The organism is Microbacterium sp. NPDC078428, assembly GCF_044542535.1.
Taxonomy (GTDB): domain Bacteria; phylum Actinomycetota; class Actinomycetes; order Actinomycetales; family Microbacteriaceae; genus Microbacterium; species Microbacterium limosum.
The window spans coordinates 727,844-753,133 of the sequence record NZ_JBITUP010000001.1 but is presented as its reverse complement, the minus strand read 5'-3'; the positions used below and the strand labels follow the sequence as shown (position 1 = coordinate 753,133).

The window sequence follows — 25,290 nt, the reverse complement described above, 5'->3', positions numbered from 1 at the left end:
CGCGCCGGTCTGTACGCGAGCCACGAGCGTGCCGCGAGGAACCGGGACGGCGGCGCGCGCGGTGGGGCCGCCGGGAGCGGGCCTCAGGGCGTCTCGCACGAGGGCAGGGCGTCGTGGTCCCCGCCCTCCCGCAGGGCGTCGAGGGCCGCGAGGGAGTCGTCGAGGGTGTCGACGGCGAAGACCCGCAGCCCCGACGGCACGTGCCCCACGACCTCGTCGCAGTTCTCGATCGGGGCGAGGAAGACGTCGGCCCCGGCATCCCGCGCGCCGTGGAGCTTCTGACGGATGCCGCCGATCGGCCCCACATCGCCGTCGGCCGTGATCGTGCCGGTGCCCGCGACGGCCTCGCCGCCGGTCAGATCGTCGGGCGTGAGGGTGTCGATGATGCCGAGCGCGAACATCATGCCGGCGCTCGGGCCGCCGACGTTGTCGAGCTGGATCGTGACGTCGATCGGGAAGTCGTAGTCCGAGATGATCGTCACGCCGATCTGCCAGGTCTGGTCCGCATCGCTGTAGGTCGGCGTGACCTCGACCTCGCGCCGCTCGCCGCCCCGGTCCACGGTGAGGGAGACGGGCTCGCCCTCGGCGCGCTGGATGGCCTCGCGCAGCTCGTCCACGTCGACCAGCGGCTCGCCGTCCGCGGCGAGGAGCACGTCGTCGGGCTCCAGGATGCCCTCGGCGGGAGACCCCTCCGGCACGGAGTACACCTGCACCCGCGAATCGATGTCGAACCCGAGCTGCGAGAGGGCGGCCGCCGTGGCCTCCTGCTGCGAATCCACCATCAGCGCCGCGTTCTGCTCGCTGCGCTGCTGCGTGCTCTGGCCCGCCGGGAAGACGGAGTCGAGGGGAACGACCGCGCGGGAGGAGTCGAACCACGCACCCACGAGCTCGAGCCAGGAGGGCGTGCGCTCGCGGTTGCCCACCACCTGCACCGTCGTCAGATGGAGGGCGCCCGTCGTCTCGAAGGTCTCCGCGCCCTCCACCTGGATGAGGGGGATCTCCTCGCCGTCGGCGCCGGTCGTCACCCCCAGGGTGTTGTAGACCGGTCCGGGCTGCTGGATGACGTAGCCGGTGGGCAGGAACGACAGCGTCGCCAGGATCACGAGGGCCACCGCGAGGGCCGTGTATCCGGCGCGGACGCCGCGACGGAGGGGCGGTCGCCGGGCGGGCGCGACGGTGACGTTCTCGTCGAACAGCGCCACGGCACAACCTTTCTTCGCCGTCCAGGCGGGATGGGGCGTTCGCGGTCGGCGTACGCTGAGGAGGAGCCCGGCCGCCAGGGCGCGGGGTGCTGCGACTAGCGTAGAACCACCGTTGGCAGACACGCTGGGAGGCGGCTGAAGTGGATCCTGACGAGCCCGGACCCGAGGATTTCTCCGAGATCCTGCGGCGCATGATGGGCGGCGGCCAGATCGACCCCGACGAGATCGAGCGGCTGACCGGCATGCGCGTGGACCCGGCCATGATGGCGCAGGCGATGCAGCAGATGCGCGGCATGTTCGAGTCCGGAGCCGACGGCATCCCGTGGGAGCTTGCGGAGCGACAGGCGATGCAGCTGTCGGAGGCCGGCGGCCTGAGCGTGACCGACGGCCAGCGCGTCGAACTCGACACGGCCCTCGGTCTCGCCGAGCTGTGGCTGGGCGAGGCCACGACGATCTCCGGCCTCGCCCGCTCGCCGCAGGTGATGACGCGCGCCGAGTGGGTGCGTGCGAGCATGCCCGTGTGGCGGGAGCTCTCCGAGCCCGTTGCGACGAGCATCGCCGACGCACTCACCCGCACGCTCGAAGAGCAGGCGCCGGAGGAGATGCGCGCGATGCTGCAGGGCGCCGGCAAGCTCATGCGCCAGGTGGGCGGATCGCTCTTCGCGACGCAGCTGGGCCAGGTCGTCGGCCGTCTCTCGACCGAGGTCATCTCGGGCGGCGATGTCGGCATCCCCGTGATGCCGGCCGGTGACGCCGCGATCCTGCCGCAGAACTTCGCCGACTTCGGCAGCGGGCTCGACATCGGCGAGGACCAGTTGGCGATCGCCGTCGCGGTGCGGGAGCTCGCCCATGCGCGCCTCTTCCGGCACGCGAAGTGGCTGCGTCTGCACGTCATCAGCCAGGTGACCGAGTTCGCGCGCGGGATCGACATCGACACCGATGCCCTGGAGGATCTGGCGGGCCGCTTCGACCCGCAGCGTCCCGAGGAGCTGCGCCAGGCGCTCGAGAGCGGTGCCCTGCTCCCGCAGCACACCGAGGCTCAGCGAGAGGCGCTCTCACGGCTGGAGAACCTGCTCGCCGTCATCGAGGGCTGGGTCGATGTCGTGACGGCGGATGCCACGGCGCGCCTGCCCCGCGCCGACGCGATCGCCGAGACCGTGCGGCGCCGCCGCGCGGCCGGCGGGCCCGCCGAGCAGGCGCTCGCCTCGCTCGTGGGGCTCGAGCTTCGTCCGCGCCGGCTGCGGGAGGCCGCGATGATGTGGCGCGTCGTGACGGATGCCGTGGGCGTCGCCTCGCGCGACGCGCTCTGGGACTACCCGGACTTCATGCCCGGCGCGTCCGACATCGACGACCCCGACGCGCTCGTGGCGCGGATCCGATCCCGCGAGGGCGGCGTCGCCGCCGACGCGGCCGACGAGGTGGACGACGCGATCGCCCGCATCCTCGCGGGCGAGGAGCCGTCGGATCCGGCGGACGACGCGGCGACCGGCGACGACGCGGACGCGGCGGGCGCGGACGACGACGGGCCCGGCGGGGAGCCGACGCCCGGTCGCTGATCCTCCTCCACACCTCGTCGCGCCGCTCCCGGCTTTGGGGTCGGTGTGGATAGCGGGATTCGGCGGCGCATCCCCCGCCACAATCGCGGGATGACGGTGATGCTTCGCCTGGACCCCGCCCTCGTCCCGCTCTGGCGCGACGCCACGACCCTGCAGTTCGGAGCCCACGCGCACGCCGTCCTGCAGGATGTCGAGCCCTGGCAGGGACGGCTGCTGCGCGAACTCCAGCGGGGGTTCCCTGAGTCGGGGCTCGACGTCTGGGCCGACCTGTCCCGCATCCACTCGCGCGAGGTGCGCGCGTTCCTCGACCGGCTGGGTCGGGCCGTGCTCCGCTCCGACACCGAGCGGGCCGCCGTCATCCCGCGCCTCTTCGTCGAGACGCCCCGAGGCGCGGCGCGGGGCGTGCTGGCCCGCGCCGTCATCACGGCCCTGGAGGGCACGGGCGCGCGCGTCGGCGTGTGGGAGCGACGGCGCGACGGCGACGACGCCCCCTATCCCCCGTCTTCAGCGTGCGATGCGGTCGTGCTGCTCGCCGATCACGTCCTCGACCCCGGCACCGCCCGAGCGCACCTCGCCGCGGACCGCACGCATCTCCCCGTCGTCGCCACGGGGACGGGTGTGACGGTGGGTCCGCTCATCGTTCCCGGCGTCACTCCGTGCGGAACGTGCCTCGATCTCGCGCGGCGCGACGCCGACGAGGACTGGCCCGCGCTGGCCGCCCAGCTGCTCGACGCTCCGCCCGTGCCGGTGCCCGCCGATCTCGCGCACGAGGCCGCCGCCGAGACGGTGCGCCTGATCAGCGCGGCGGGCGGGGGCCCCGCGCGTGCGAGCGAGCTGCGGAGGGACGGGACGACGCAGACCCGGGTGCACCCGCCGCACGCGCAGTGCGGGTGCCGAGCTCTGCCAGGAACCGCGACGGCTCCCGTTCCCCGCGCTCTCCCCGGAGCGACCACGACAGTGAAGCGGTTCGCCGTGCCCGCGTGAGCCCGACGTACAGCAGGCGGCGCTCCTCATCCGCCTGTTCGATACCCCTCGCGTAGGAGATCGGCAACAGGCCCTCGGCGAGGCCGACGATGCGCACGTGGTCCCATTCCAGGCCCTTCGCGGCGTGGAGCGTCGCGAGCGTGACCGTCTGCCGTTCCGGCTCGTGCTGGTCCTTCGCCCGTGCCGCCAGGTCGTCGGTGAAGGCACGGAGCGTCGTCTCGGGCGGCGCCGCCTCGGCGAGGCGCGCGATCGCCGCGCGCGCCTCCCACGCGTCACGGAGGGCACCCGCCGCGTCGGGCGGCTCGGGAGACTGTCCGAGCGAGCGCAGCACGTCGCGCACCGCGTCGACGAGGTCGCCCCGGGGGCGCGCCACCGACTCACCGCGCAGCATCATCACCGCCTCGCGCACTTCCGGCAGGTCGAAGAACCGGCGCCCTCCCAGCACCGTCGTGGGAACGCCCTCCGCCGCAAGCGCGGTCTGCAGCATCGCCGACTGGGCGTGCAGGCGGTAGAGCACGGCGAACTGGTCGGCCCGCGCGCCGCGGTCGATCGCGGTGCGGATCGAGCGCGCGACGTCGCGCGCCTCGGCCTCGTCCGTCGGGTGCACCGAGACGGCGATGCCCTCGGCATCCATCCGCGCCGGCGCTTCGGCGCCCGCCGCCACGAGCGAGAGAGCGCCCGGACGCCCGCGCATGAGCGTGTTGGCGGCGCCGAGCACGTCGTCGCTCGAGCGATGGTTCCGCTCGAGCCGCACGAGGGTCGCGTCGGGATGGCGCCGCTCGAACTCGAGCAGGAACCGGGGGTCGGCGCCCGCGAACGAGTAGATCGTCTGGCTCGCGTCGCCGACGACGCAGATGTCGTCGCGCGATCCGAGCCACAGTTCGAGCAGTCGCTGCTGGAGGGGCGAGACATCCTGGTACTCGTCGACGGTGAAGTGCCGGTACTGCTCGTGCACGGCGCGCGCGACGCGCGGCTCGGACTCCATCATCCCCGCGCAGACGAGCAGGATGTCTTCGAAATCGAGCTGACGGCGCTCGTCCTTCAGTCGCTCGTACGCGGCGTGCAGCTCGACGACGTCGTCGCCGCCCAGGCGGCCGATCCCCGGGCGACCCAGCCGCGCGTACGCCTCGATGGAGATCATCGCGACCTTCCGCCACTCGATGTCGGCGGCGAGGTCGCGAAGCGTGGCCGTGTCGAGGTCGCGGCGGGCGGCGACCGCCGCATCGGCCAGGACGCGCACCTTGTTCGGCACGATCGGCGGCGCGCTCTCGCCGCCCGCGACGACGGGCCAGAAGTAGTTCACCTGAGCGAGGGCGGCGGAGTGGAAGGTGCGCGCCTGCACCCCGTCGATACCGAGAGCCCGCAGGCGCCCTCGCATCTCCCCCGCGGCGCGCGTCGTGAAGGTGAGCGCCATGACGCGCTGCGGCGAGAACGCCCCCGTGTCGACGCCGTGGGCGATGCGGTGCGTGATGACGCGGGTCTTGCCCGTGCCGGCTCCCGCGAGCACCCGCACGGGACCGCGGAGGGCGACGGCCGCTTCGCGCTGGCGTTCGTCGAGTCCGGACAGCGCGCGATCGGGTCCGTCCGGGCCGGTCACGCCGGCGGTCATGCGTCGGCGCTCGCCCGTGCGTGCCAGCGCTCGATGAGACCGCGGGAGATGGACGCCGGTCCGGGCAGGCCGATCTCCCCCTCCCCGGCGAGCGCGAGCCCGATCTGGTCGGCGGTGAACCAGCGCACGTCCACGATCTCGGTGCCGTCGGGACGCGCGGTCCCGGCGTCGTCGGTCCGGGCGAGGAAGCCGAGCATGAGCGAGCGCGGGTAAGGCCACGCCTGCGAGCCGACGTACTCGATGTCGCTGACGAGGATGCCGGATTCCTCCTCGATCTCGCGTACCAGCGCCTCCTCGGCCGACTCCCCCGCCTCGACGAATCCGGCGAAGCACGAGTAGCGTCCCGGCCCCCACGCCGCGTTCGAGCCCAGCAGGAGCCGCTCGCCGTCGGTGACGGCGACGATGACGGCGGGATCCGTGCGGGGGAAGTGCTCCCGCGAGCAGCCGGGGCAGTGCCGCGCCCAGCCGGCCTGGCGCAGCTCGGTCTCCGCGCCGCACGCCGGACAGTATCGGGACTCGGAGATCCAGCGGCCCAGGGCGCGCGCCTCGGTCAGCAGGGCGGTGTCTGCGGCGGGGAGCGCCCCGCCCAGGGCCCGCAGCTCGGCCCAGCCCTCGGGAGCGTGGCCCTCCTCGAGCGCGAGCAGAATCATCCCGCCGTCCTCGCCGCGGCCGAGGAGCGCGACGGCGTCCCCCGGCGCGATCTCGCCGGGGCCCACCAGCACGAGAGCGTCGCCCGCGCCGACGTCGGCCTTCCCCTCGCGCAATCGGAGGACCCGCGTTCCGGGAGAGCGCAGGGCTCGCGCGATCACGTCCGGCTCGGCGCGTTCCTCGGCCACCCGTGAGAGCGGGACCCGCGGCGCGGGCACCGCTCCGGCGGCGCGCTGCAGCGTCATGGATGACCTCTTTCGCGGGCGTGGCGCAGATCCTGAGGCGGAGCGCCGACCTACCCTGGGGACATGGCACGCTCCCCCCTCACTCTAGCCGCGGCGGCGAGCGCCGCCCTGCCGGGCGTCGGGGCCGTCACCACGTCGACGCTCTCGACCGGGCAGTCGGGTCGCTACGATGCGGCACTGCTCGGGCTCGACGACGGCACGCGCGTCGTCGTGCGCGTTCCCACGGACGAATCCGCTGCGAGCGACCTGGCGGCGGAGGTGCTCGCGCTGCGCGCGCTGACGCCGGGCGCCCGCGCCCTGCTGCCCTTCCGCGTGCCCGAGGTGCGGGGGGAGGCGACCCTCGGCGACGACCGCGTCGTCGTCGCCGACTTCCTCCCGGGGTACCGGATCGAGCCGCCCCACATCCCCTCCGGACCCGGCGCCGCGTCATCCATCGGCGCCGCTCTGGCGGCCGTGCACGCGCTGCCCGCCTCCGTCGTGCGCGCCGAGGGGCTTCCCCTGCGCACGCCCGCCGACGTCCGCCGCACCGTGGAGACTCTGATCGAGCGAACGGCGGCGACCCGCCGGCTGCACGCGGCCCTCGCGACCCGGTGGCGCTCGGCGATCGACGACGAGGAGCTGTGGCGGTTCGAGTCCACCGTCATCCTCGGTGAGACCGGCGCGGCATCCTTCCTGTTCGAGGACCGCGGCGACGCACCGACCGTCGTCGGCGTGCTCGGGTGGCACCGTTTCGGCGTCGGGGACCCCGCCGTCGACCTGCACTGGCTGGCCGGCGCTCCCGAGGCGATCGACGACGTGTACACCGCGTACGCCGAGACCGGCCCGCGCTCGCCCGACGCCAACCTGCGCACCCGCGCCCGCCTCTATGCCGAACTCGAGTTCGCCAAGTGGCTCCTGCACGGTCACGAGCAGCAGCGCCCCGACATCGTCGACGATGCCGTCGCCCTCCTGGACGCCCTGGTGGACGGCCTCGGATCGTCGAGGTCGCGCCTGGACGCCGCCTCGGCCGCGGGCGTGGACGAGGCGATGCGCCTGCTCGACGAGGGGACGCCCGCCGCCGCGCTGCCGGAGGAGCCGTCCACGGCGATGCAGACCGATGCGTACGACCCCCGCATGATGTCGCTGTTCGTCGCAAAGGAGCTCGAGCACGAGGATGCCGAGGCTCCGCCCGGCCTCTCCCGCCCCTCGACCGTGCGGGGCGACGACGGGCCGGACGAGCGACAGGATGCCGGCGCCGACACGGCCCCGATCGACCCGATCGATCTGGCCGGCTGGCGCTCCGACCCCGGCGCCGCCGAGTCGGGCGCCGACGGCGCAGCGGCGGGCGAGCGCTCCGCCGCGCCCGGCCACGATGACAGCGACGAGGTCCGCGAGGCTCAGCGGGCCTCCCGCGCCGCATTCCAGCGCTGGGCCAGGTCCTCCTCCGAGTAGGAGCCCTCCCCGCGGATCACGAGGTCGTCGGCGATGTAGTAGAGCGCCACGTCGATCTCCTCGAGGGGGACGCCGCGCGCCCGGTGGTAGGCCAGGCGGTACAGCGCGAGCTGCAGCATCCGCTCCTCCCGCTCGGCATCGGATGCGGGCGGGCGTCCGGTCTTCCAGTCGACGATCTCGTACCGGCCATCGCGCCGGTAGACGGCGTCGAGCTTGCAGATCACGACGTGCGCTGCGCCCCGGGTGCCGCGGAGAACGAAGTCGATCTCCGACTCGACCTCGACGGGGGCGAGCGGCCCCCATTCGGACGCTTCGAAGACGCCCTTGAGCGCGTCGAGCCGCGCAGCATCGTCGTCAGAGGCCGAGGAGGCCTCGGCCTCGTCGTCGTCGAGCTCCCACAGGGCGTCGTCCAACGAAGGCCCGCGTCCGCCCGCACCCGAACGCTGCTCCACCCATGCGTGGAAGAGCGTGCCGATCCGGGTCTGGCGGTAGGGGCGCTCGGGCATCGGACGCGCGATGCGCCGCAGCGTCCCTTCGTAGTCGCCGACCCAGTCCTTGAATCGGGACGCCGGTACCCTGACGGGCGGCTCCGGCGCATCCCCTCCGCGGGAGCGACGCTCTGCGAGGAGGAGCGCGAGGTCGCGGGACGCCTCGATCGGCGGCCGTTCCGCCGCCGCCGCGACCGCCGCCGCCGCCGCCGCCACGCGCGGGCGACGCGTGCGGGGAGCCTCGCCGAGGGGGTCCATCGGCCACGTGATGATGCGTCGGTCGCCCTCGAAGGGGTTCTCGCCCGGCTCGGGCCGCACATGATCGACGCCCAGGGCCGCGGCGATCTCCGCCAGGTAGGGGGCGGGCTCCCTCGGCTTCTGCCCACCCGCCCAGGAGGAGCCCGACAGCAGCAGGTGCTCCCGCGCCCTCGTGATCGCGACGTAGGCGAGGCGCCGTTCCTCGTCGCGCTGGCGGGTCCTTCCCGCCTCGACGAACTCGGCGATCGCGGCGTTCAGCGCCTGCTGCGTCGGGGCGTCGTGCGCACGCCACGCCAGGCGCGGCAGCCACTCCGCGTCGCCGCGGAAGTCGTAGGGCAGCACCCCGAAGCCGAGCCAGGCCTTCGTGTCGCGGGGTGCGACCGGGAGCTCGCCCTCGACGACGCGGGCGACGGCGACGGCATCCCACTCCAGCCCCTTCGAACCGTGGATCGTGAGCAGCTGCACCACGTCGTCCTCGGGGGGTTCGGTGCGCGGCGCGAACTCGTCCAGCTGCTCGGCGTGGTCGAGCCAGGCGATCAGGCTGCGCACCGTGCCCCGGTCATCGGCGGCGAGGAACGCGTGCACCTCGTCGGTGAAGGCGCGAAGCTGCGCCGAGGCGATCCGCGCCGGCCCGTGGGCCTCGTTCGCGGCGAGTTCGATGTCGAGCCGCAGTTCGAGCTCGATCATCCGCACGAGTTCGGGGATCGGCAGAGCCGCGGCCTGGCGGAGTCCCCGGAACATCGCCGCAGCCTCGCGCAGGCGTTCGCGCGCCGCGGGTGAGAAATCCCGCAGCCAGCCGTGGTCGTCGCGCGCGCGCCCGACGAAGTCGAGCGCCTCGACGATCGACCCGGGCTGATCCGCGCCCGCACCCGCGCGGACCGCGTCCGCGACGGCCGGCTCGAGCGGCGCGAGCGTGTGGTCGTGGCTCGCCAGGCGTCGCGCGAGCTTCTCGAGCAGCCGCAGGTCGGCGAGCCCCACCGCGAACCTCGGGCCGGAGAGGACGCGGATGAGCGCCGATCCCGCGGTCGGGTCGTCGACGACGCGCAGGACGCTCACGACATCCACCACCTCGGGCGTGGAGAGCAGCCCGCCGAGGCCGAGGATGTGACGCGGGATGCCGCGCGCGGCCAGGGCATCCGCGAACCGCTGCATGTGCTTCTTCCCGCGGAAGAGGATCGCGCCGCGCGTGGAGCGCCCCTGCGCGGTGCGCTCGGCGCGCACCGCCTCGAACCATGCGGCGACGGCATCCGCCTCGGCGTCCACGTCGTTCTCGAAGGCGACCTCCAGGCGCCCCGCCGTGACCCCCGGACGGGGCCGGAGGGGACGGACGGGCACGGGGCTGGAGGCGGCGAGCGGCGCGAGGACGGCGTTGGCGGCGCGCAGCACGACATCGCTGTTGCGCCAGCTGGTCATGAGGGCGTGCTCCCCCGTCGATCCCCCGCGACCGAAGGCGCGCGCGAAGCCGCCGAGGTTCCCGGCGCTCGCGCCCCGCCACCCGTAGATCGACTGATGAGGGTCGCCGACGGCCATGACCGCCTCGCCGCCGAAGAGCTCGGACAGCAGCAGCGTCTGCACGACGGACGTGTCCTGATACTCGTCGAGCAGGACGACGCGGTAGCGGCGCCGCAGCTCGTGCCCCACGGCCGCGTGGGCCCGCACGATGCGCAGCGCCCCCGCGACCTGATCGGAGAAGTCGAGCACCCCGCGTCGCGCTTTCTCGGCCGCATACGCGTCGGCGAGGTCGGCGAGCACCGCGAGCCCCGACACCTTCTCCGCAGCGACCCGCACGTCGCGGTACACCCCGTCGGGCAGACGCTTTTCGCTCGGGCGTTCGAGCACGTCCGCGAACTCCGCGGCCATCGTGCGGAGGCGATCGGTCTCGACGAGATTGTCGACGGCGTCGCGCGCGACGCGAAGCGCGCCGTCGATGATCGTCGACATCGCCTCCGTGCGGTGCTCGAGACGCTCGTCGTCGCTCGAGAGCACGACGCGGCGCATCAGCAGCCACGCGGCGGACTCCGAGAGCACGGCCGCATCGGCGTCGCGCCCGAGCAGCACCGCGTTCTCCCGCACGATCTGATCGGCGAAGCTGTTGTACGTCGCGACGGTGGGCCGCTGCAGCAGATCCCCTCCCTCCACGCGGTCGGCGACCGGCGCGAGACGATCCAGCGCCGCCGTCCGCGCCGCCCGCGCCCGGAGCTCGATCGGCGCGGTGTCGCGGCCGGCGCGGGACGCCGCGTCGCGCTCCTGCTCCGCGCGGCGTTCGATGCGCGCGAACTCCTCCAGCGCGCCCTCCGTGTGCAACGCGCCGAGGCGCGCCAGGAGGCCGCGCTCCTCGAACTCGGACAACCGCTCGAGCCGCCGGCGGATCCGCTCGCCGAGCTCCCCCGCGGCCTTCCGCGTGAAGGTCAGCCCGAGAACCTCGTCTCGACGGACGAGCCCGTTGGCCGCGAGCCAGACGACCCGCGAGGCCATCGTCTCCGTCTTGCCGCTGCCCGCACCCGCCACGATGAGGGCGGGGCGCAGCGGAGACTCGATGACCTCCGCCTGCTCGTCGGTGGGCGGGAACTGGCCGAGCGCGGCGGCGATCGCGTGAGCCGACACCCGCGGCCCACCCTGCGTGGGGGAGGTCACGGCGCGCTCACCGCGCCGATCGTGTGGATGCGGCAGAGGCCGTACGAGTGGTCCTTCCGGCAGTGCTCGTCGAAGGGTGCGCGGAAAGCGGCGCCCGCCATCGTCGCGGCGGCCGTGTCGATGCGCGACAGGAACGCGGCGCGGGCGGCGTCGTCGAGCGGCGCCTGCCGCGGCTCGGCCCAGTCCCGGCGCGTGGCGGTCGGCACGAGGACGAGCAGCTTCGCTCCGCCGGGACGCAGTCCGTCGACGCCCGGGATGAGCCCGTGCTCGAGAGCCAGCTGGTACGCGGCGAGCTGGGGGTTGTCGACCACCTTCGCGTCGGTCTGCGGCTCCCTCTTACCCGTCTTCAGGTCGACGATGACCACCTCTCCCGCACCGGTGACCTCGACGCGGTCGATGTAACCGCTCAGCACGACCTCGCCCCGGCGCTCGTCACCCGGGGTGAGCGGGATCTCGAAGTGCGGCTCGGCGTCCAGCAGCCGTCCTCCCTCTCGCTCGAAGGAGACGAGGTAGCGGTGCAGGCGTCGCACGAGATCCCGCGCGCGGTGCCGCTCCGCGCGCTCCCGCCACGGGGCCTCGAACTCGAGCTCCCCCCAGCGGTCCTCGACGACGCGCCACAGGGACTCCTCGTCGGTTGCCCCGGCGGTCTCCAGCGCCGAATGAAGGATCGTCCCCAGCCCCGCCGCGGCGCTGGCGGTCTCTCCTCCGAGCTCGGCGATGACCCAGTTCAGCTCGCATTCCTCGAGCGTGTGCACCCGCGAGGGCGACACGCGCACCTGCTCGTCGGGCGAGCGGAGGGCGGCCGTCGACGTCGGCGGCAGCATCCCGTACCATTCACCGGGCGCAGCGCCGGCGACGCCCTCCTGCGCCAGCAGCACGAGCTCGCCGGCGGCGCGGGGATCGTCCGCCCGGCCGCTCGTGAGCGTGCGCCGGTGGCGGGCGACCAGCCCGCGCAGCGACAGGGGGTGCTCAATGACCGCCGGCGGAACCGACGGCGCCGGCAAGAGGTCGAACAGGATGCTGGGACCGGTGTCGTCGTCGTCGACGGCGGAGACGGCCAGCATCGCCCGCGCCCGCGTGACCGCGCGCACGAACAGCCGCAGCTCGTCGTGCAGCGCCTCTCTGCGACGGTCGAGCACGTCGGGCTCGTGCGCGCCGCCGGAGACGATCGCATCGGCCAGACGCCAGGTCTCGAGCAGTCCGCCGCGGAGGCGCGTGTTGGGCCACACACCCTCCTGGACCCCCGCCACCACGACGGTGTCGAAGTGCTCGCCGAGCGCGGCCGCGGGCGTCAGCACGCGCACGGCGGGGGCGACGGTGGGCGCCGTGAGGGAATCCTCGGCCACGTCCGAGTCGAGCACGTGCCGGACGAAGACCATCGCGTCCTCGTCCGGGGTGCGCTCGACGAACCTCTTGGCGGCCTCGAAAAGCGCCACGACGGCGTCGAGGTCACGATCCGCCTGCGCCGCCAACGGACCGTGTCCACGGGATGCCGTGGCCCAGGAGCGCTCGAGACCGCTCTCCTCCCACACGCTCCAGAGCAGCTCGTGGGGGGTCTCGCGGCGCGCGAGCCCCTCGCGCACCCGGCGCAGCGTGTGGGCGGCACGGGCGGCGCGGTGAGCCTCCCGCGTGTCGACGAACGAGAACTCGAGCGGATTCGCGAGCGCGGAGCGCAGCAGCTCGCGCGGGGGCGTCGATCCTCCCGAGGCGAGGTCGGCGTGGCGCATCGCGAGGCGGAGCCTTCGGAGACCGATGGGGTCGAGCCCGCAGATCGAACCCGAGAGAACCCCCTCGACATCCTCGGCCGTCCACGATGCGGGCTCGCGCGCGGCGAGTGCGATGACCCCCAGGAGGTCGCGCACCGGTGAGCGGCTGCCCAGCGGCGTGCCGGGTCCGGCAGCCCGCGTGGGCACCTCCCGAGCCGCGAGCTCGGCCTCGAGCACCCGCACCTGCGCCGAGTCGTGTGAGATGACGGCGCAGTCGTGCCAGGGCACCCCGTCGAAGACGTGGCGTTCACGCAGCAGACGCGCGATGCGATCCAGCTCCTCCGAGGCCGAACGCGCCGTGAGCACGCGCACCGAGGTGTCGTCGGCCGCGGGCGGGACCGGCGCGGCGCGGTGCGCGGCGATTCCGGACGTGCCGATGCGCGCCGTCACGCGCCGCGCGAGGGCGATCATCGCCGGGGTGCCGCGATGCGTGCCGTGCAGGACGTGCACGGAGCCGAGGGATGCCGCCAAACGGGCGAAGTGCGCGGGCGATGCCCCGCGGAACGCCCCCGAGCCGACGTCGGGATCGCCGAAGGCCAGCACGGCGACCCCGCGCCGACGCCAGGCCTCGAGCAGGTGCACGCCCGCGACGGTGAGCTCCTGCGCGTCGTCGACGAGGATGACACGCAGGGCCGACGCGGCACCCAGCGCAGCATCGTGCGACGCCGCCATCGTCGTGATCGCGGCCGCCTCCCTCACGAGACCCGCCGCGTCGCGATGCGCGCCGCGCATCGACCGACGCACCTCGCGGTATTCGCCGAGGAACGACGCCATCGCCTCCCACGCCTCGCGGCCACCCGCGCGGGCCAGGCGCGCGACGGCGCCGTCATCGATCCCGAGCGCGGCGCACTCGGCGAGGAAGGTGCGCACCTCGGTGCGGAAGGCACGGGTCTCGCGCACATCGGGAGGCAGCCACGCCGGCCACCGGTCGTTGCCGTCCGCGGCGTCCTCGGCGTCGCCGGCCAGGAGATCCTGGATTATCTGGTCCTCGTCGGCGCCGGTCAGCAGCTGGGGCGGCTCCTCGCCCGCGTGCACCGCCTGTGCTCGCACGATCTGGAAGGCGAAGGCGGCCACCGACCGCGCAAGCGGACCGGCCGTGGGCCGATCCGCGGCGACCTGCAGGCGGTCGCGCAGGGAGGTGGCGCTCGCGCGCGTGGGCGTGAGCACGAGGATCTGGTCGGGATCCACGGCATCCGACCGCAGCAGCGCGGAGACGCGCGCGATCAGCGCGGCCGTCTTGCCGCTTCCGGGGCCGCCGACGACGACGCCCGACGCGGATGCCTCGAGCCCGACGACGCGCTCCTGGTGCTCGTCCAGACCGGGGAGGGCGGGCGGGTCGAGCTCGTCGGGCTCGTCGGGCTCGTCGATGCGTCCGCCGGCGCGGGTCGGGAGGGAATCGGGCACGGAAAAGACGGTAGCCGCCGCATCCGACATCTCCACTCCCGCCGCGTTCGCCGTGAGCGTGATGCGGGCGAGCGGCGAGCGCGAACGGGTGTCATAGGCTCGGACGTGGCGGCGCGAGGGCGCCGCGCATCCCGAGGAAAGGCAGTCACCCGTGGAGATTCGCATCGGCATCGCCAACACCGGCCGCGAGCTGAACTTCCAGAGCGCGGAGTCCGCCGACACCGTGCGCGCCTCGGTCATCAGCGCGCTCGACGCGGGCTCGTCGCACATCTCCTTCAGCGACGAGAAGGGCAACTCGTACATCGTCCCCTCCGCGGGTCTCGCCTACGTCGAGATCGGCACGGAGGAGCAGCGCCGCGTCGGCTTCGTCGGCTGACGTGTTCATCGTCCTCGCCCTCGTCGTCGCCGCGGCGATCGGCTTCGCGCTGCATTGGGGGATGCCCGGCCGCGACCTGCGCGGGGCGGCCGTCGCGCCGCTCTTCGCCGCCGGCGTCGCGGGCGTCGTGTGGACGGCCCTCACCTGGGCGGGGCTCTCGGAGGCCGACCTCCTCCTCTGGCTGATCGGCCTGGCCGTCCCGGCGTCGCTCACCGTCGCCTTCGTCGCGGCGCTCACCCGCGTGCGCTCGGCGCACGACGCGCGCGAGCGGGCGCGTCTGGGCATCGGCTGATCGTTCCGCCCGGCCCGAGGGCCGGGCGGCTCAGGCGTTCAGCCCCATGGCATCCATTCGCCGCGAGTGCGCGGCCATCAGCTCGGTGAAGACGGGCTCCACCCGCTTCTCGGCCGCGAGATCGAGCGCGTCCTGCGTCGACAGGGCCGCGCGCGCCACGAGCAGCGTGTCGCCCACCAGGCGCCTCCCCCACAGCGAGAGGATCGATCGCCATTCTCCGTCTCCCTCGATCGCCTCGCCGATGATGTCGACGATGGCGCCGCGGTCGTCGTCCGCTTCGAGGATGCGGGAGACGCGGCGGCCCGTCTCGCCGTAGCTGGAAGCGAGCGCGTGGTAGAAGTCGTCGAGGATGCCCGCCGTGACGTGCACGCTGAGCAGGGTCTCCATCGACCGCTCGCCGCGCGTCGTGCGCCGGAACTGCTCGAGCTGCTCGCGGAAGGGCAGCATGACCGTGGTGGGGTCGTCGCCGCGATCGCGGATGAGCGCCACGAGGTCGCGATGCTTGATCAGCGCGGCCCCCGCCGCCCGCGAGAGTGACTCCTTGCCCGCCAGGTCGGGCGTTGCGGTGATGAGCTGGCTGAGCGTCTCGAAGTATCCGAGCTGCAGGTACGCCGCCTGCCCGAGGAACGTGTCCACGTCGGGGGCGAGCTCGGCGAAGTCCACACGCGTCGCGTCCGAGGACTCCCCCCGCGAACGGAGGGTGAGCACGCGACCGGGCGTGCGCCGGCGCCGGAACCATTTCAGCACCGCCCCAGCCTAATGCGCACGGTGTGGCGCCCCCGTGAGGCCCGCAGCGCGCCTCGGGTAGGCTGGAGCAGCCCCGGCGATGGATCGGGGCCCCGCGCCTGCGGATGAGTGGAGGGCGTGGATCCACCCCTCGCGCCCCCGGGCGCTGCACACACAGGCAGCATCTCACTGCCGGACAGGCACTCTCACCGTGACGACTTTCGCCGATCTCGGAGTAGATCAGGACATCGTCGACGCCCTCGCCGCGCGCGGCATCGTCGACTCGTTCCCCATCCAGGAGCAGACGATCCCCCTCGGCCTTCCGGGCCAGGACATCATCGGCCAGGCCAAGACGGGAACGGGCAAGACGTTCGGCTTCGGCATCCCCGTCGTCCAGCGGCTGGGCTTCGACCCCGCCCCGGGCGTGAAGGCGCTCATCGTCGTTCCCACCCGCGAGCTCGCGGTCCAGGTGTTCGAAGACATGGACATGCTGACCGCGAACCGCCCGACGAGCGTCGTGGCGATCTACGGCGGAAAGGCCTACGAGGGCCAGATCGAGCAGCTCAAGGCGGGCGCGCAGATCGTCGTCGGCACCCCCGGTCGCCTCATCGACCTCGCGGGTCAGCGCCTGCTCGACCTCTCGAACGCCACCGAGGTCGTGCTCGACGAGGCCGACAAGATGCTCGACCTCGGCTTCCTGCCCGACATCGAGAAGATCTTCCAGAAGGTGCCGGCGGTGCGGCACACGCAGCTGTTCAGCGCCACGATGCCGGGGCCGATCGTCACGCTCGCGCGCCGGTTCATGTCGAACCCCATCCACATCCGGGCGAACGACCCCGACGAGGGCCTCACGCAGGCGAACATCCGCCACCTGGTCTATCGCGCCCACTCGCTCGACAAGGACGAGGTCATCGCCCGCATCCTCCAGGCCGAGGGGCGCGGCAAGAGCGTCATCTTCACGCGCACCAAGCGCGCGGCGCAGAAGCTCGTGGACGAGCTCGGCGACCGCGGCTTCAACGCGGCGGCCGTGCACGGCGACATGAGCCAGGAGTCCCGCGAGCGCTCGATGGCCGCGTTCAAGGCCGGCAAGCGCGACGTGCTCATCGCCACAGACGTCGCGGCGCGCGGCATCGACGTCGACGACGTCACGCACGTCATCAACCACACGATCCCCGACGACGAGAAGACCTACCTGCACCGCGCGGGCCGCACGGGCCGCGCGGGCAAGACGGGCATCGCCGTCACGTTCGTCGACTGGGACGACCTGCACAAGTGGGCGTTGATCAACCGCGCGCTGGAGTTCGGTCAGCCCGAGCCGACCGAGACGTACTCGTCGAGCCCCCACCTCTACTCCGACCTCGGCATCCCCGAGGGCACCAAGGGCCGCCTCGTGACGGCTCCGAAGACGCAGTCGGTCAAGACCCAGCCCTCGGGCCGCGGCTCGGATGCCGCGGCATCCGACGACGCGAAGGGTCGTCGTCGCCGGCGCTCACGCTCGGGCGGCGGCGAGGGCGGTGCGGCGCCCGGCGACGCGACGGTCCAGACCGAGGAGAAGCGCGCCGAGGGCGGCGGAACCCACGACGGCGGCGGTGCCGAGCACCACGATGGACACCCGGCTCCCGCACGCCGGCGGCGGCGTCGGCGGCGTCCGACGGGCGCTACCGGCGCCTGAGCTCCCCTCGCGCGGGCGGGTGCGGGCGCGGACCGGGATGCGCTCCGGCATCCCGGTGTCGACGGACGCGAAGGCGCTCGCCCCCTGACGCCGCCCGCGCCCGGGACGGTCAAGGCCCGGTGGGCGCCGAACCGGTGCCGCGCTCGAGGATGCGCGCGAGCATCTCGTCGCTCGTGGTGTTCTCACCCGGCAGGTTGGGCTTGCCCGAGCCGTGGTAATCGCTGGAGCCCGTGACGATGAGGTCGTGCGCCGCCGCGATCCGGTGCAGCTCGCGTTTGCCCGCCGGCGTGTTCTCGCGATGATCGATCTCGAACCCGGCCAGCCCCAGACGGACGAGCTCCTCGATCACCGGCTCGGGCATCATGCGGTCGCGGCCGGATGGAGCCGGGTGCGCGATCACCGGCACGCCTCCCGCGGCGACGACGAGCCGCACCGCCGTGAACGGATCGGGGGCGTAGTGCGGCACGTAGTACCCCTCGCGGGGATGCAGGATGCCGGCGAAGGCCTCGGAGCGATCGCCCGCCAGGCCGCGTGCGACGAGCGCATCGGCGATGTGCGGGCGCCCCACCGTCGCCCCGTCGGAGGTCTGGGCGAGCACGTCGTCCCACGTGAGATCGAAGTCCCGGCCGATGCGGTCGACGATCCGCTCGGCGCGTCCGCGGCGGTCGGTCCGGATGCGCTCCGTCTCGGCGCGCAGGCCTTCGTCGCCGGGATCGAAGAGGTAGGCGAGCAGATGGACGCTCCGCCATTCGTGCTTCGCGCTGAGCTCGATGCCGGGCACGAAGGTCATCCCGAGGGATGCCGCCGCCTGCGCCGCCTCGTGCCAGCCCGCCGTGGTGTCGTGGTCCGTCAGCGCCATCGTCCGCAGCCCGTGGTCGTACGCCGCCCGCACGACGCCCGCGGGCGTCTCGGTGCCGTCCGACCGGGCGGAGTGCAGGTGCAGGTCGGTCGGACCTGCGAAACCCCGATGCCCTCCGACCACCCACCGATCGTAGCCCGCGCTCGGCATCCTCCCCCGCCGTTCGCGTCCTTCTCCCAGCCGCGGCGCATAGAGTCGGCGCCGTGTTGCGCGCGTCGGGGGTCCTTCTCACCGTGCTGACCGCGATCGCGGCGGCGGTGCTGACCTTTCCGGCCTTCTTCCGCCTGGACCAGACGTTCCCCGTCGCCCAGATCATCTCCTTCCGGCCGCTTCTCGCGGTGGGGTTCGGCGTCGCGGCGGTCGTATTCCTCCTCCTCGCCGCGGCCCGCCCCGTGCGCGCGTTCGCGCTGTCGATGGTCGTCGTGCTCGCTGCCGCCGGCGCCGCCAACGCCGCCGTCGTCGCCTCTCGCGGCCTCGGGACGGCGGAGCTGCCCGCCGCGACCGACGACAGCGTGCGCGTCATGACGTGGAACACCGCCGGCGAGGCCACCGACCCGGCGCTGGTGGCCCAGACCGCCGTCGCGATGGGCGCCCAGATCGTCTCGCTCCCCGAGACGACGATCGAGACGGGCGAGCAGGTCGCGATCGCGATGCGCGAGCTCGGCAGCCCCATGTGGGCCCACCACGTCGAATTCGGCGAGGACTCGTGGGACGCCGGCTCCACGACGCTGCTGATCACCCCCGATCTCGGCGACTACGCCGTCATCCAGTCCTCCGCGGACGGCTCGAGCAACACCGGCGTGCTGCCCTCGGCCGTGGCGATGCCCGTCGATGGGGAGGGCCCCATCGTCGTCGCAGTGCACGCGGTGGCGCCTCGGCCGGCGTACATGCAGAAGTGGCGCGACGACCTCCGGTGGCTGGCCGACCAGTGCGCCGGCGACAACGTCATCATGGCGGGCGATTTCAACGCCACGATCGACCACATGGCGCGGTTCGGGGTCGACGGCGGGGTGCTGGGGGCATGCCACGACGCCGCGGCCGACTCCGGGAACGGCGGCGTCGGAACCTGGAGCACCGACGTGCCCGCGCTCGTCGGGGCACCCATCGACCACGTCCTGCACTCCTCGGGATGGCGCACCACCGGATCCGTGGTGCTCCACTCGCTCGATGGCGCAGGCAGCGATCACCGCCCCCTCGTGGTGCAGCTCGAGCCGACCTCCTGAGCTATGCCGGCCGCGGCGTGGGACACTGGTGCGATGAGTGCAACAGGTGAGACCGGCACGATCGAGACCGTCCCTCAGGATGCCGCGGCCGCACAGCCGCAGGGGGTCGCGAATCGCCGGCAGCGCTTCGGGCAGGGCTTCCTCGACTCCATCTCGGGCGGGTGGGCCGAGCGCCCCGACGACGCCGCCTCGCAGCGCCCCCAGGCCGCCTTCGCCGCCGACCGGCGCCGCGCCGTCTCCGCCGCGTTCCCGGGGCGCCGCATCGTCGTGCCGGCGGGGTCGCTGAAGCAGCGCAGCAACGACACCGACTATCCGTTCCGCCCGCACTCGGCGTTCGCGCACCTGACCGGCTGGGAGAACGACAGCGAGCCGGGTTCCGTGCTCGTGCTCGACCCCGACGGCTCCGCGCACACCGCGACGCTGTACTTCCGCGAGCGGGCCGACCGCACGACGCCGGAGTTCTACGCGGACGCCGCGATCGGCGAGTTCTGGATCGGACCGCGCCCCTCGCTCGGCGCGGTCGCCGCGGACCTTGGCCTGGCCACGGCCCACATCGACGCGTTCACCGCCACGGACGACGACCTCACGGTCGGCGTCGACGACGACCTCACGCGGTTCGTCTCCGAGCTGCGCCTGGTCAAGGACGCGTTCGAGATCGAGCAGCTCCGTCTCGCGGTGCGCGTCACGGCCGACGGCTTCGACGACATCATCCGCGAGCTGCCCCGCGCCACCGCGCACGCCCGCGGCGAGCGCGTCGTGGAGGGCGTGTTCCACCAGCGTGCGCGCAGCGACGGCAACGGGGAGGGCTACGACACGATCGCCGCCTCCGGACCGCACGCGTGCTACCTGCACTGGACCCGCAACGACGGAGAAGTCGTGCCGGGTGACCTCATCCTCGTCGACGCCGGCGTCGAGGTCGACACGTTCTACACCGCCGACATCACCCGCACGCTCCCCGTGTCCGGCCGCTTCACCCCCGTGCAGCGCCGCGTGTACGAGGCGGTGCGAGAGGCGGCCGACGCGGCCTTCGCCGCCGCCCGTCCGGGCGCGCGATTCCGCGAGGTGCACGAGGCGGCGATGACCGTCATCGCTGCCCTCGTGGCTGAGTGGGGCCTGCTCCCGGTGAGCGCCGAGGAGGCCCTCGACGCCGATCGCGGCGGGCACCACCGTCGCTACATGGTGCACGGCACGAGCCACCACCTCGGCATCGACGTGCACGACTGCGCGCAGGCCCGCCGCGAGATGTACTACGACGGCATCCTGGAACCGGGGATGGTCTTCACGATCGAGCCGGGCCTCTACTTCCAGATCGACGACGTGACCGTGCCCGAGGAGTACCGGGGAATCGGCGTTCGCATCGAGGACGACATCCTCATGACCGGGGACGGACCCGTGAACCTCTCCGCCGACATCCCGCGCACGGCCGACGACGTCGAGGCGTGGATGACGCGGCTCTCGCGCTAGCTGCCGCTCAGGAGCGAGCGCGCACGAAGTCGGTCAGCACCGGCGCGAGCGACGCGCCGATCTCGTCGGCGGGGCGCCGGGCGCCCTTCACCTCGAACGAGTGCCCCGCGCCCGGGAGCTCGTGGAGGTGGCCGGCGGGGCAGCCCGCCACGACCCGCTCGAAGTCCGCACGCGGCTGGATGAAGGGGTCGTCCGCGCCCGAGAGGAACAGCTGCGGCTCCTGGATGGCCGCCAGGTGCACGCCCCGGGTCTTCTCGGGCTGCCCCGGCGGATGAAAGGGGTAGCCCAGGTACACGAGGCCCTTCACAGCGAACCCGTCCTCGGCGGCCGCCATCGACGCCATGCGTCCGCCGTACGACTTCCCCGCCGCCCAGAGAGGCGCGTCGACGAGATCGGCGGCGCGGTCGCGCACGGCCCGCCATGTCGCGATCGCGTGCGCCGCGGGGCCGGGCAAGCGGCGTCCGGCCTCCCGGTACGGGAACGTGAAGCGCAGCGTCGCGATCCCGGCGCCGTTCAGCGCGCCCGCGAGCCCCACGAGGAACGGGTGCTCCATCCCCGACCCGGCGCCGTGCGCCAGGACGATGGCCGCCCACGGGTCGGCCGGACCCTCGAGCACGGCCGAGATCTCCACGGTGTCGCGCGGAAGGGCGACGGCGATCTTCACCGGTTCTCGTCGTCGCCTGTGCCGGATGCCCCGGCATCCCCGTCGTCGTCGGAGCGGCGAGGCTGCTCGATCCGCTCTCCGTACCGGGGCGGCTCTGTCGTGCGCTCGCCGTAGCGGGGCGGGTCGGCGGGCGGGGTCGCCGGGGGCAGGGGCGGTGCGGGCGGGGCGGCGGCCCCCGGGGCGGGCGCGGCGGGCGCAGCCGGGGACTCGGACGCACGGCCGAGAACCTGGCGCGCCTTGGCGAGCCCCTCGGCCTCGACCGTGACCTCGTAGTGGTCGGCGACGACCTGCATGACCGAGGCGTAATCGCGGCGGCGGCGCACGAACGAGTAGGTGATGAGGCTCATCAGCATGCCGATCGCGATTCCCACGAAGAGCACTCCCACGAACGCCTGCAGGGAGACCGTGGGGGCTCCGACGACGAAGATGAGCGAGAACAGCAGGCCGATCAACAGCCCGTTGATGGCGCCCGATCGTGCGGCGGCGGCGTAGCCGAGTCGCCCGGTGATGCGCTCGATGGAGCGCAGACCGAGCCCGACGATCGCGATCTGCCGCGCGGGGACCTCGCCCGCGATGAGCTGGGACACCGCCTTCTGGGCTCCCTCGTACGTGGGGAAGCTCGCGACGGTCTCCCCCACCTGGTCGGCGCGCTTGCCGCCTGCTTTCGGACCCAACATGCTCATTCGGCCATTGTCCCACGCCACCCCGGGGAGGATCCGATGAGCGGGCTACGCTGGGGGCGTGAGCACGCAGAGGGTCTTCGTCGCGCGGCTGGTCGGCTGCGCCGTCTTCGACCCCGCGGGCGACCGCCTCGGCCGCGTCCGCGACGTCGTCGTCGTCTTCCGCAAGGACGATCCGCCCCGCGTGGTCGGGCTGGTCGTGGAGATCCCCGGCCGGCGCCACGTGTTCCTCTCCATCGGCCGCGTCACGACCATCGCGACGGGTCAGGTCATCACGACGGGGCTCATCAACGTCCGTCGATTCCAGCAGCGCGGCGGCGAGGTGCGCGTGGTCGCCGAGCTCCTCGGGCGCAAGGTCTTCCTGCGCGACGGCAGCGGGAGCGCCGAGATCGAAGACGTCGCGATCGAGCGCAACCGCATCGGCGAGTGGGCGATCGGTCAGCTCTTCCTGCGCAGGCCCAAGACCTCGGCATCGCCGTTCGCGAAGGGCCCCACGACCTTCGCCGGGTGGAAGGACGTCCGCGAGGACCAGGAGCCGGGGGGCGTCCAGTCGGCGGAGCAGCTCGTCGCCACCTATTCCGAGCTGCACGCGGCCGACCTCGCGACGACGCTGCTCGACCTGCCCGAGGAGCGCATGATCGAGGTCGCGGACCAGCTCCCGGACGACCGGCTCGCCGACGCGCTCGAGGAGATGCCCGAGGACGAGCAGGCGCACATCCTCGAGCGGCTGGGCGACGAGCGCGCCGCCGACATCCTCGACGCGATGGAGCCGGATGACGCGGCCGATCTGCTGGCGCAGCTGCCGGAGAGCCGCTCCGAGGCGCTCCTCGAGCTCATGGAGCCGGAGGAGGCGCAGGACGTGCGCGCGCTGCTGGCGTACGGCCCCGATACGGCGGGCGGGTTGATGACGCCCGAGCCGATCATCCTCTCGGCCGAGGCGACCGTCGCCGAGGCCCTGGCGCTGATCCGGCGCCACGAGCTGCACCCCGCCCTCGCCGCGGCCGTCTTCGTCACCCTGCCCCCGTACGAGACGCCCACGGGACGCCTCCTCGGCGTCGTGCACTTCCAGCGCATGCTCCGCTATCCGCCGCACGAGCGGCTCGGCACGATCATCGACGACTCCATCGAGCCCGTCTCGGCGTCGGCGCCCGCGGCGGAGGTGGCCCGGCTTCTCGCCAGCTACAACCTCGTCTCGCTTCCGGTCATCGACCAGGCCCACCGCCTCGTGGGTGTCGTGAGCGTCGACGACGTGCTCGATCACCTGCTCCCCGACGACTGGCGCACGAACGACGCCGACGAGCCACCGGCCGTCCCGGTGGCGCGCGCCGCGGGAACGAGGCGCCGCTGATGGCCCGCACTCCCCGCCGCGAGAGCCTCGACGCGCCCCTCGGCCGCGCCGGGCTGCGCTCGCGCGCGCCGCAGCCCTCGCGCGACCGCTTCGGCCGCGCCACCGAGTGGGTGGCTCGCAACATGGGCACCCCCTGGTTCCTCGTGGGGCTGTCGGCCTTCTGCGCGGGCTGGATCCTCTGGAACACGATCGCGCCCGAGCACCTGCGCTTCGACTCGGCGGCCTTCGGATTCACGGCCCTCACCCTCGTGCTGTCGCTGCAGGCGTCGTACGCCGCGCCCCTCATCCTGCTCGCGCAGAACCGTCAGGACGACCGCGACCGCGTGCAGATCGAACAGGATCGCCAGCGAGCCGAACGCAATCTCGCCGACACCGAATACCTCGCGCGCGAGATCGTGGCCCTGCGCCTGGCGCTGCGGGACATGACCGACGACATCGTCACGCGCGACGTGCTGCGCGCCGAGCTGAAGGACCTGCTCGCCGACCTCGACGACTCGCAGGACGACCCGGAGGCGGCCGCCGAACGCGAGGAGCGCCGGGCCAAGGCCGAGCGCCGCGACCGTGCCGACCGAGGCTCACGTGACATCTGAGCAGGCCGCGGGAGCGCCGACGGAGGCCGTCCGGCGCGCCGTCGGGGGCGTTCTCGACCCCGAACTGCGCCGCTCGCTCGCCGAGCTCGGGATGCTCCGCGACATCAGGGTCGAGGAGGGCATCGCGCGCGTCGGGATCGCCCTTACGATCGTGGGTTGCCCGGCATCGGACCGGATCGAGCGCGAGGTGCGCGAGGCGGCGCTCGCGGTCGACGGCGTTTCGGCGGCCGAGGTCTCGCTCGGGGTGATGACCCCGCCCGAACGCGCCGCGCTGACCGAACAGCTGCGCGCGGGGCGCCCCCGCGGCATCCCGTTCACCGCCGACTCCCTCACGCGCGTCATCGCCGTCACGAGCGGAAAGGGAGGCGTCGGCAAGTCGACGCTCACGGCCAACCTCGCCGTCGCCCTCGCCGCGCGCGGACTGTCGGTGGGACTCGTCGATGCCGACGTGCACGGCTTCTCGATCCCGGGACTGCTGGGCCTCGTGGATGCCGCGGGCCGCACCGCGCGCCCGACCCGGATCGACGACCTCATCGTGCCGCCCGTCGCCTACGGCGTGAAGGTCATCTCGATCGGGATGTTCCTCCGGGAGGGCGACGAGGGGCAGGCCGTGGCCTGGCGCGGACCGATGCTGCACCGCACCGTGTCGCAGTTCCTCACCGACGTGCACTTCGGCGACCTCGACGTGCTGCTGCTGGACATGCCGCCGGGCACGGGGGATGTCGCGATCTCCGTCGGGCAGCTGCTGCCGCACGCCGAGGTCGTGGTCGTCACGACTCCGCAGCCCGCGGCGGCCGACGTCGCGATCCGCAGCGGCCTCGTCGCGCGTCAGACGGGGCAGCGCGTCGTCGGCGTCATCGAGAACATGGCCGCCATGTCGCTGCCCGGCGGCGGGAGCCTGGACCTGTTCGGCTCGGGCGGAGGCGCGGCCGTCGCCGAGGCGCTCTCGACCGAGTCGGAGCCCGTTGCCCTGCTCGCCTCGGTGCCGCTCAGCCCCGCCCTGCGCACGGGCGGAGACGAGGGCGCGCCCGTCGTCGTGGCCGATCCCGCCGACCCCGCCTCCGTGACGATCCTCGACGCGGCCGCATCGCTGGTCTCCCCCCGCGGGCTCGCCGGACGCTCCCTCCCCTTCACGACCGGCTGAGCGCCGGGCCCACCCGAAAGGCGTGCG

Annotated in this window: 19 protein-coding genes; 10 read left to right on the top strand and 9 right to left on the bottom strand. The window is 73.5% G+C overall.

Going from position 1 to position 25,290, the window contains the following annotated elements; all coding sequences use genetic code 11:
* Window positions 1-83: 83 nt before the first annotated feature.
* On the bottom strand, window positions 84-1,202 hold the full coding sequence (locus tag ACIGCK_RS03540; protein WP_396663813.1) for a PDZ domain-containing protein: 1,119 nt from the start codon (window positions 1,200-1,202) through the stop codon (window positions 84-86).
* Between the two features lie 191 nt (window positions 1,203-1,393).
* On the opposite strand from ACIGCK_RS03540, the gene ACIGCK_RS03535 reads away from it, so the two are divergent.
* Complete coding sequence (locus ACIGCK_RS03535; protein WP_330171976.1) at window positions 1,394-2,758, top strand: zinc-dependent metalloprotease; 1,365 nt, start codon at window positions 1,394-1,396, stop codon at window positions 2,756-2,758.
* Between the two features lie 796 nt (window positions 2,759-3,554).
* Here ACIGCK_RS03535 and ACIGCK_RS03530 read toward each other — a convergent pair.
* The gene (locus tag ACIGCK_RS03530; RefSeq protein ID WP_330171400.1) at window positions 3,555-5,351 is read right to left on the bottom strand and encodes an ATP-dependent helicase; all 1,797 of its coding nucleotides are present in this window, start codon (window positions 5,349-5,351) and stop codon (window positions 3,555-3,557) included.
* Window positions 5,348-6,244: an NAD(+) diphosphatase gene (nudC, locus tag ACIGCK_RS03525; RefSeq protein WP_396663811.1), complete on the bottom strand. Its 897-nt coding sequence runs from the start codon at window positions 6,242-6,244 to the stop codon at window positions 5,348-5,350. The genes ACIGCK_RS03530 and nudC overlap by 4 nt, the downstream gene beginning before the upstream one ends.
* Window positions 6,245-6,307: 63 nt before the next feature.
* On the opposite strand from nudC, the gene ACIGCK_RS03520 reads away from it, so the two are divergent.
* Window positions 6,308-7,675 (top strand): phosphotransferase, encoded by a 1,368-nt coding sequence (locus ACIGCK_RS03520; RefSeq protein ID WP_396663809.1) that lies wholly within the window; start codon window positions 6,308-6,310, stop codon window positions 7,673-7,675.
* Here ACIGCK_RS03520 and ACIGCK_RS03515 read toward each other — a convergent pair.
* Together ACIGCK_RS03515 and ACIGCK_RS03510 are read right to left on the bottom strand one after the other, a co-directional pair.
* Window positions 7,621-11,055, bottom strand: a complete 3,435-nt coding sequence (locus ACIGCK_RS03515) for an ATP-dependent DNA helicase (protein WP_396663807.1) — start codon at window positions 11,053-11,055, stop codon at window positions 7,621-7,623. The genes ACIGCK_RS03520 and ACIGCK_RS03515 overlap by 55 nt on opposite strands.
* Window positions 11,052-14,225: an ATP-dependent helicase gene (locus tag ACIGCK_RS03510; protein WP_396663805.1), complete on the bottom strand. Its 3,174-nt coding sequence runs from the start codon at window positions 14,223-14,225 to the stop codon at window positions 11,052-11,054. Before ACIGCK_RS03510 ends, ACIGCK_RS03515 begins: the two co-directional genes overlap by 4 nt.
* 151 nt (window positions 14,226-14,376) lie before the next feature.
* Here ACIGCK_RS03510 and ACIGCK_RS03505 point away from each other — a divergent pair, with 151 nt between their 5' ends.
* Both ACIGCK_RS03505 and ACIGCK_RS03500 read left to right on the top strand, forming a co-directional pair.
* Window positions 14,377-14,601 (top strand): DUF3107 domain-containing protein, encoded by a 225-nt coding sequence (locus ACIGCK_RS03505; protein WP_330171395.1) that lies wholly within the window; start codon window positions 14,377-14,379, stop codon window positions 14,599-14,601.
* Between the two features lies 1 nt (window position 14,602).
* Window positions 14,603-14,893, top strand: a complete 291-nt coding sequence (locus ACIGCK_RS03500; RefSeq protein ID WP_396663803.1) for a hypothetical protein — start codon at window positions 14,603-14,605, stop codon at window positions 14,891-14,893.
* 30 nt (window positions 14,894-14,923) lie between these two features.
* Here ACIGCK_RS03500 and ACIGCK_RS03495 read toward each other — a convergent pair whose 3' ends face one another.
* Window positions 14,924-15,640 carry a ferritin-like fold-containing protein gene (locus ACIGCK_RS03495; protein WP_396663801.1) on the bottom strand — a complete coding sequence of 239 codons (717 nt, stop codon included), beginning with the start codon at window positions 15,638-15,640 and terminating at the stop codon, window positions 14,924-14,926.
* Window positions 15,641-15,830: 190 nt separating this feature from the next.
* Between ACIGCK_RS03495 and ACIGCK_RS03490 the strand changes: the two genes are divergently transcribed.
* Window positions 15,831-17,291, top strand: a complete 1,461-nt coding sequence (locus ACIGCK_RS03490; RefSeq protein WP_396663799.1) for a DEAD/DEAH box helicase — start codon at window positions 15,831-15,833, stop codon at window positions 17,289-17,291.
* A gap of 109 nt (window positions 17,292-17,400) precedes the next feature.
* On the opposite strand, the gene ACIGCK_RS03485 is transcribed toward ACIGCK_RS03490, so the two are convergent.
* The gene (locus ACIGCK_RS03485) at window positions 17,401-18,300 is read right to left on the bottom strand and encodes a PHP domain-containing protein (protein WP_396663798.1); all 900 of its coding nucleotides are present in this window, start codon (window positions 18,298-18,300) and stop codon (window positions 17,401-17,403) included.
* Window positions 18,301-18,353: 53 nt separating this feature from the next.
* Between ACIGCK_RS03485 and ACIGCK_RS03480 the strand changes: the two genes are divergently transcribed.
* Entirely contained in the window at window positions 18,354-19,373 is a 1,020-nt protein-coding gene (locus tag ACIGCK_RS03480) for an endonuclease/exonuclease/phosphatase family protein (RefSeq protein ID WP_396663797.1), read from the top strand.
* Window positions 19,374-19,406: 33 nt separating this feature from the next.
* Window positions 19,407-20,837: an aminopeptidase P family protein gene (locus tag ACIGCK_RS03475; RefSeq protein WP_396663795.1), complete on the top strand. Its 1,431-nt coding sequence runs from the start codon at window positions 19,407-19,409 to the stop codon at window positions 20,835-20,837.
* A gap of 7 nt (window positions 20,838-20,844) precedes the next feature.
* On the opposite strand, the gene ACIGCK_RS03470 is transcribed toward ACIGCK_RS03475, so the two are convergent.
* Together ACIGCK_RS03470 and ACIGCK_RS03465 are read right to left on the bottom strand one after the other, a co-directional pair.
* Window positions 20,845-21,501 carry an alpha/beta family hydrolase gene (locus ACIGCK_RS03470; protein ID WP_396663794.1) on the bottom strand — a complete coding sequence of 219 codons (657 nt, stop codon included), beginning with the start codon at window positions 21,499-21,501 and terminating at the stop codon, window positions 20,845-20,847.
* Window positions 21,498-22,184: a general stress protein gene (locus tag ACIGCK_RS03465; RefSeq protein ID WP_396663793.1), complete on the bottom strand. Its 687-nt coding sequence runs from the start codon at window positions 22,182-22,184 to the stop codon at window positions 21,498-21,500. The genes ACIGCK_RS03470 and ACIGCK_RS03465 overlap by 4 nt, the downstream gene beginning before the upstream one ends.
* Before the next feature lie 58 nt (window positions 22,185-22,242).
* Between ACIGCK_RS03465 and ACIGCK_RS03460 the strand changes: the two genes are divergently transcribed.
* From ACIGCK_RS03460 to ACIGCK_RS03450, 3 genes are read left to right on the top strand one after another with little or no spacing between them, the layout of a single operon-like run.
* On the top strand, window positions 22,243-23,529 hold the full coding sequence (locus tag ACIGCK_RS03460; RefSeq protein ID WP_330171386.1) for a magnesium transporter MgtE N-terminal domain-containing protein: 1,287 nt from the start codon (window positions 22,243-22,245) through the stop codon (window positions 23,527-23,529).
* On the top strand, window positions 23,529-24,119 hold the full coding sequence (locus ACIGCK_RS03455; RefSeq protein WP_396663791.1) for a DUF1003 domain-containing protein: 591 nt from the start codon (window positions 23,529-23,531) through the stop codon (window positions 24,117-24,119). The genes ACIGCK_RS03460 and ACIGCK_RS03455 overlap by 1 nt, the downstream gene beginning before the upstream one ends.
* Window positions 24,109-25,263, top strand: coding sequence for an Mrp/NBP35 family ATP-binding protein (locus tag ACIGCK_RS03450; RefSeq protein ID WP_396663789.1), 1,155 nt, complete (start codon window positions 24,109-24,111; stop codon window positions 25,261-25,263). Before ACIGCK_RS03455 ends, ACIGCK_RS03450 begins: the two co-directional genes overlap by 11 nt.
* The last annotated feature ends 27 nt before the right edge of the window (window positions 25,264-25,290 follow it).

What these genes read in the sequence shown, in the direction of transcription:
- ACIGCK_RS03520 (WP_396663809.1), top strand. Translation starts at nt 6,308, where the DNA reads ATGGCACGCTCCCCCCTCACTCTAGCCGCGGCGGCGAGCGCCGCCCTG.
- ACIGCK_RS03475 (WP_396663795.1), top strand. Translation starts at nt 19,407, where the DNA reads ATGAGTGCAACAGGTGAGACCGGCACGATCGAGACCGTCCCTCAGGAT.
- ACIGCK_RS03455 (WP_396663791.1), top strand. Translation starts at nt 23,529, where the DNA reads ATGGCCCGCACTCCCCGCCGCGAGAGCCTCGACGCGCCCCTCGGCCGC.
- ACIGCK_RS03465 (WP_396663793.1), bottom strand. Translation starts at nt 22,184, where the DNA reads ATGAGCATGTTGGGTCCGAAAGCAGGCGGCAAGCGCGCCGACCAGGTG.
- ACIGCK_RS03485 (WP_396663798.1), bottom strand. Translation starts at nt 18,300, where the DNA reads ATGCCGAGCGCGGGCTACGATCGGTGGGTGGTCGGAGGGCATCGGGGT.
- nudC (WP_396663811.1), bottom strand. Translation starts at nt 6,244, where the DNA reads ATGACGCTGCAGCGCGCCGCCGGAGCGGTGCCCGCGCCGCGGGTCCCG.
- ACIGCK_RS03530 (WP_330171400.1), bottom strand. Translation starts at nt 5,351, where the DNA reads ATGACCGCCGGCGTGACCGGCCCGGACGGACCCGATCGCGCGCTGTCC.
- ACIGCK_RS03535 (WP_330171976.1), top strand. Translation starts at nt 1,394, where the DNA reads ATGATGGGCGGCGGCCAGATCGACCCCGACGAGATCGAGCGGCTGACC.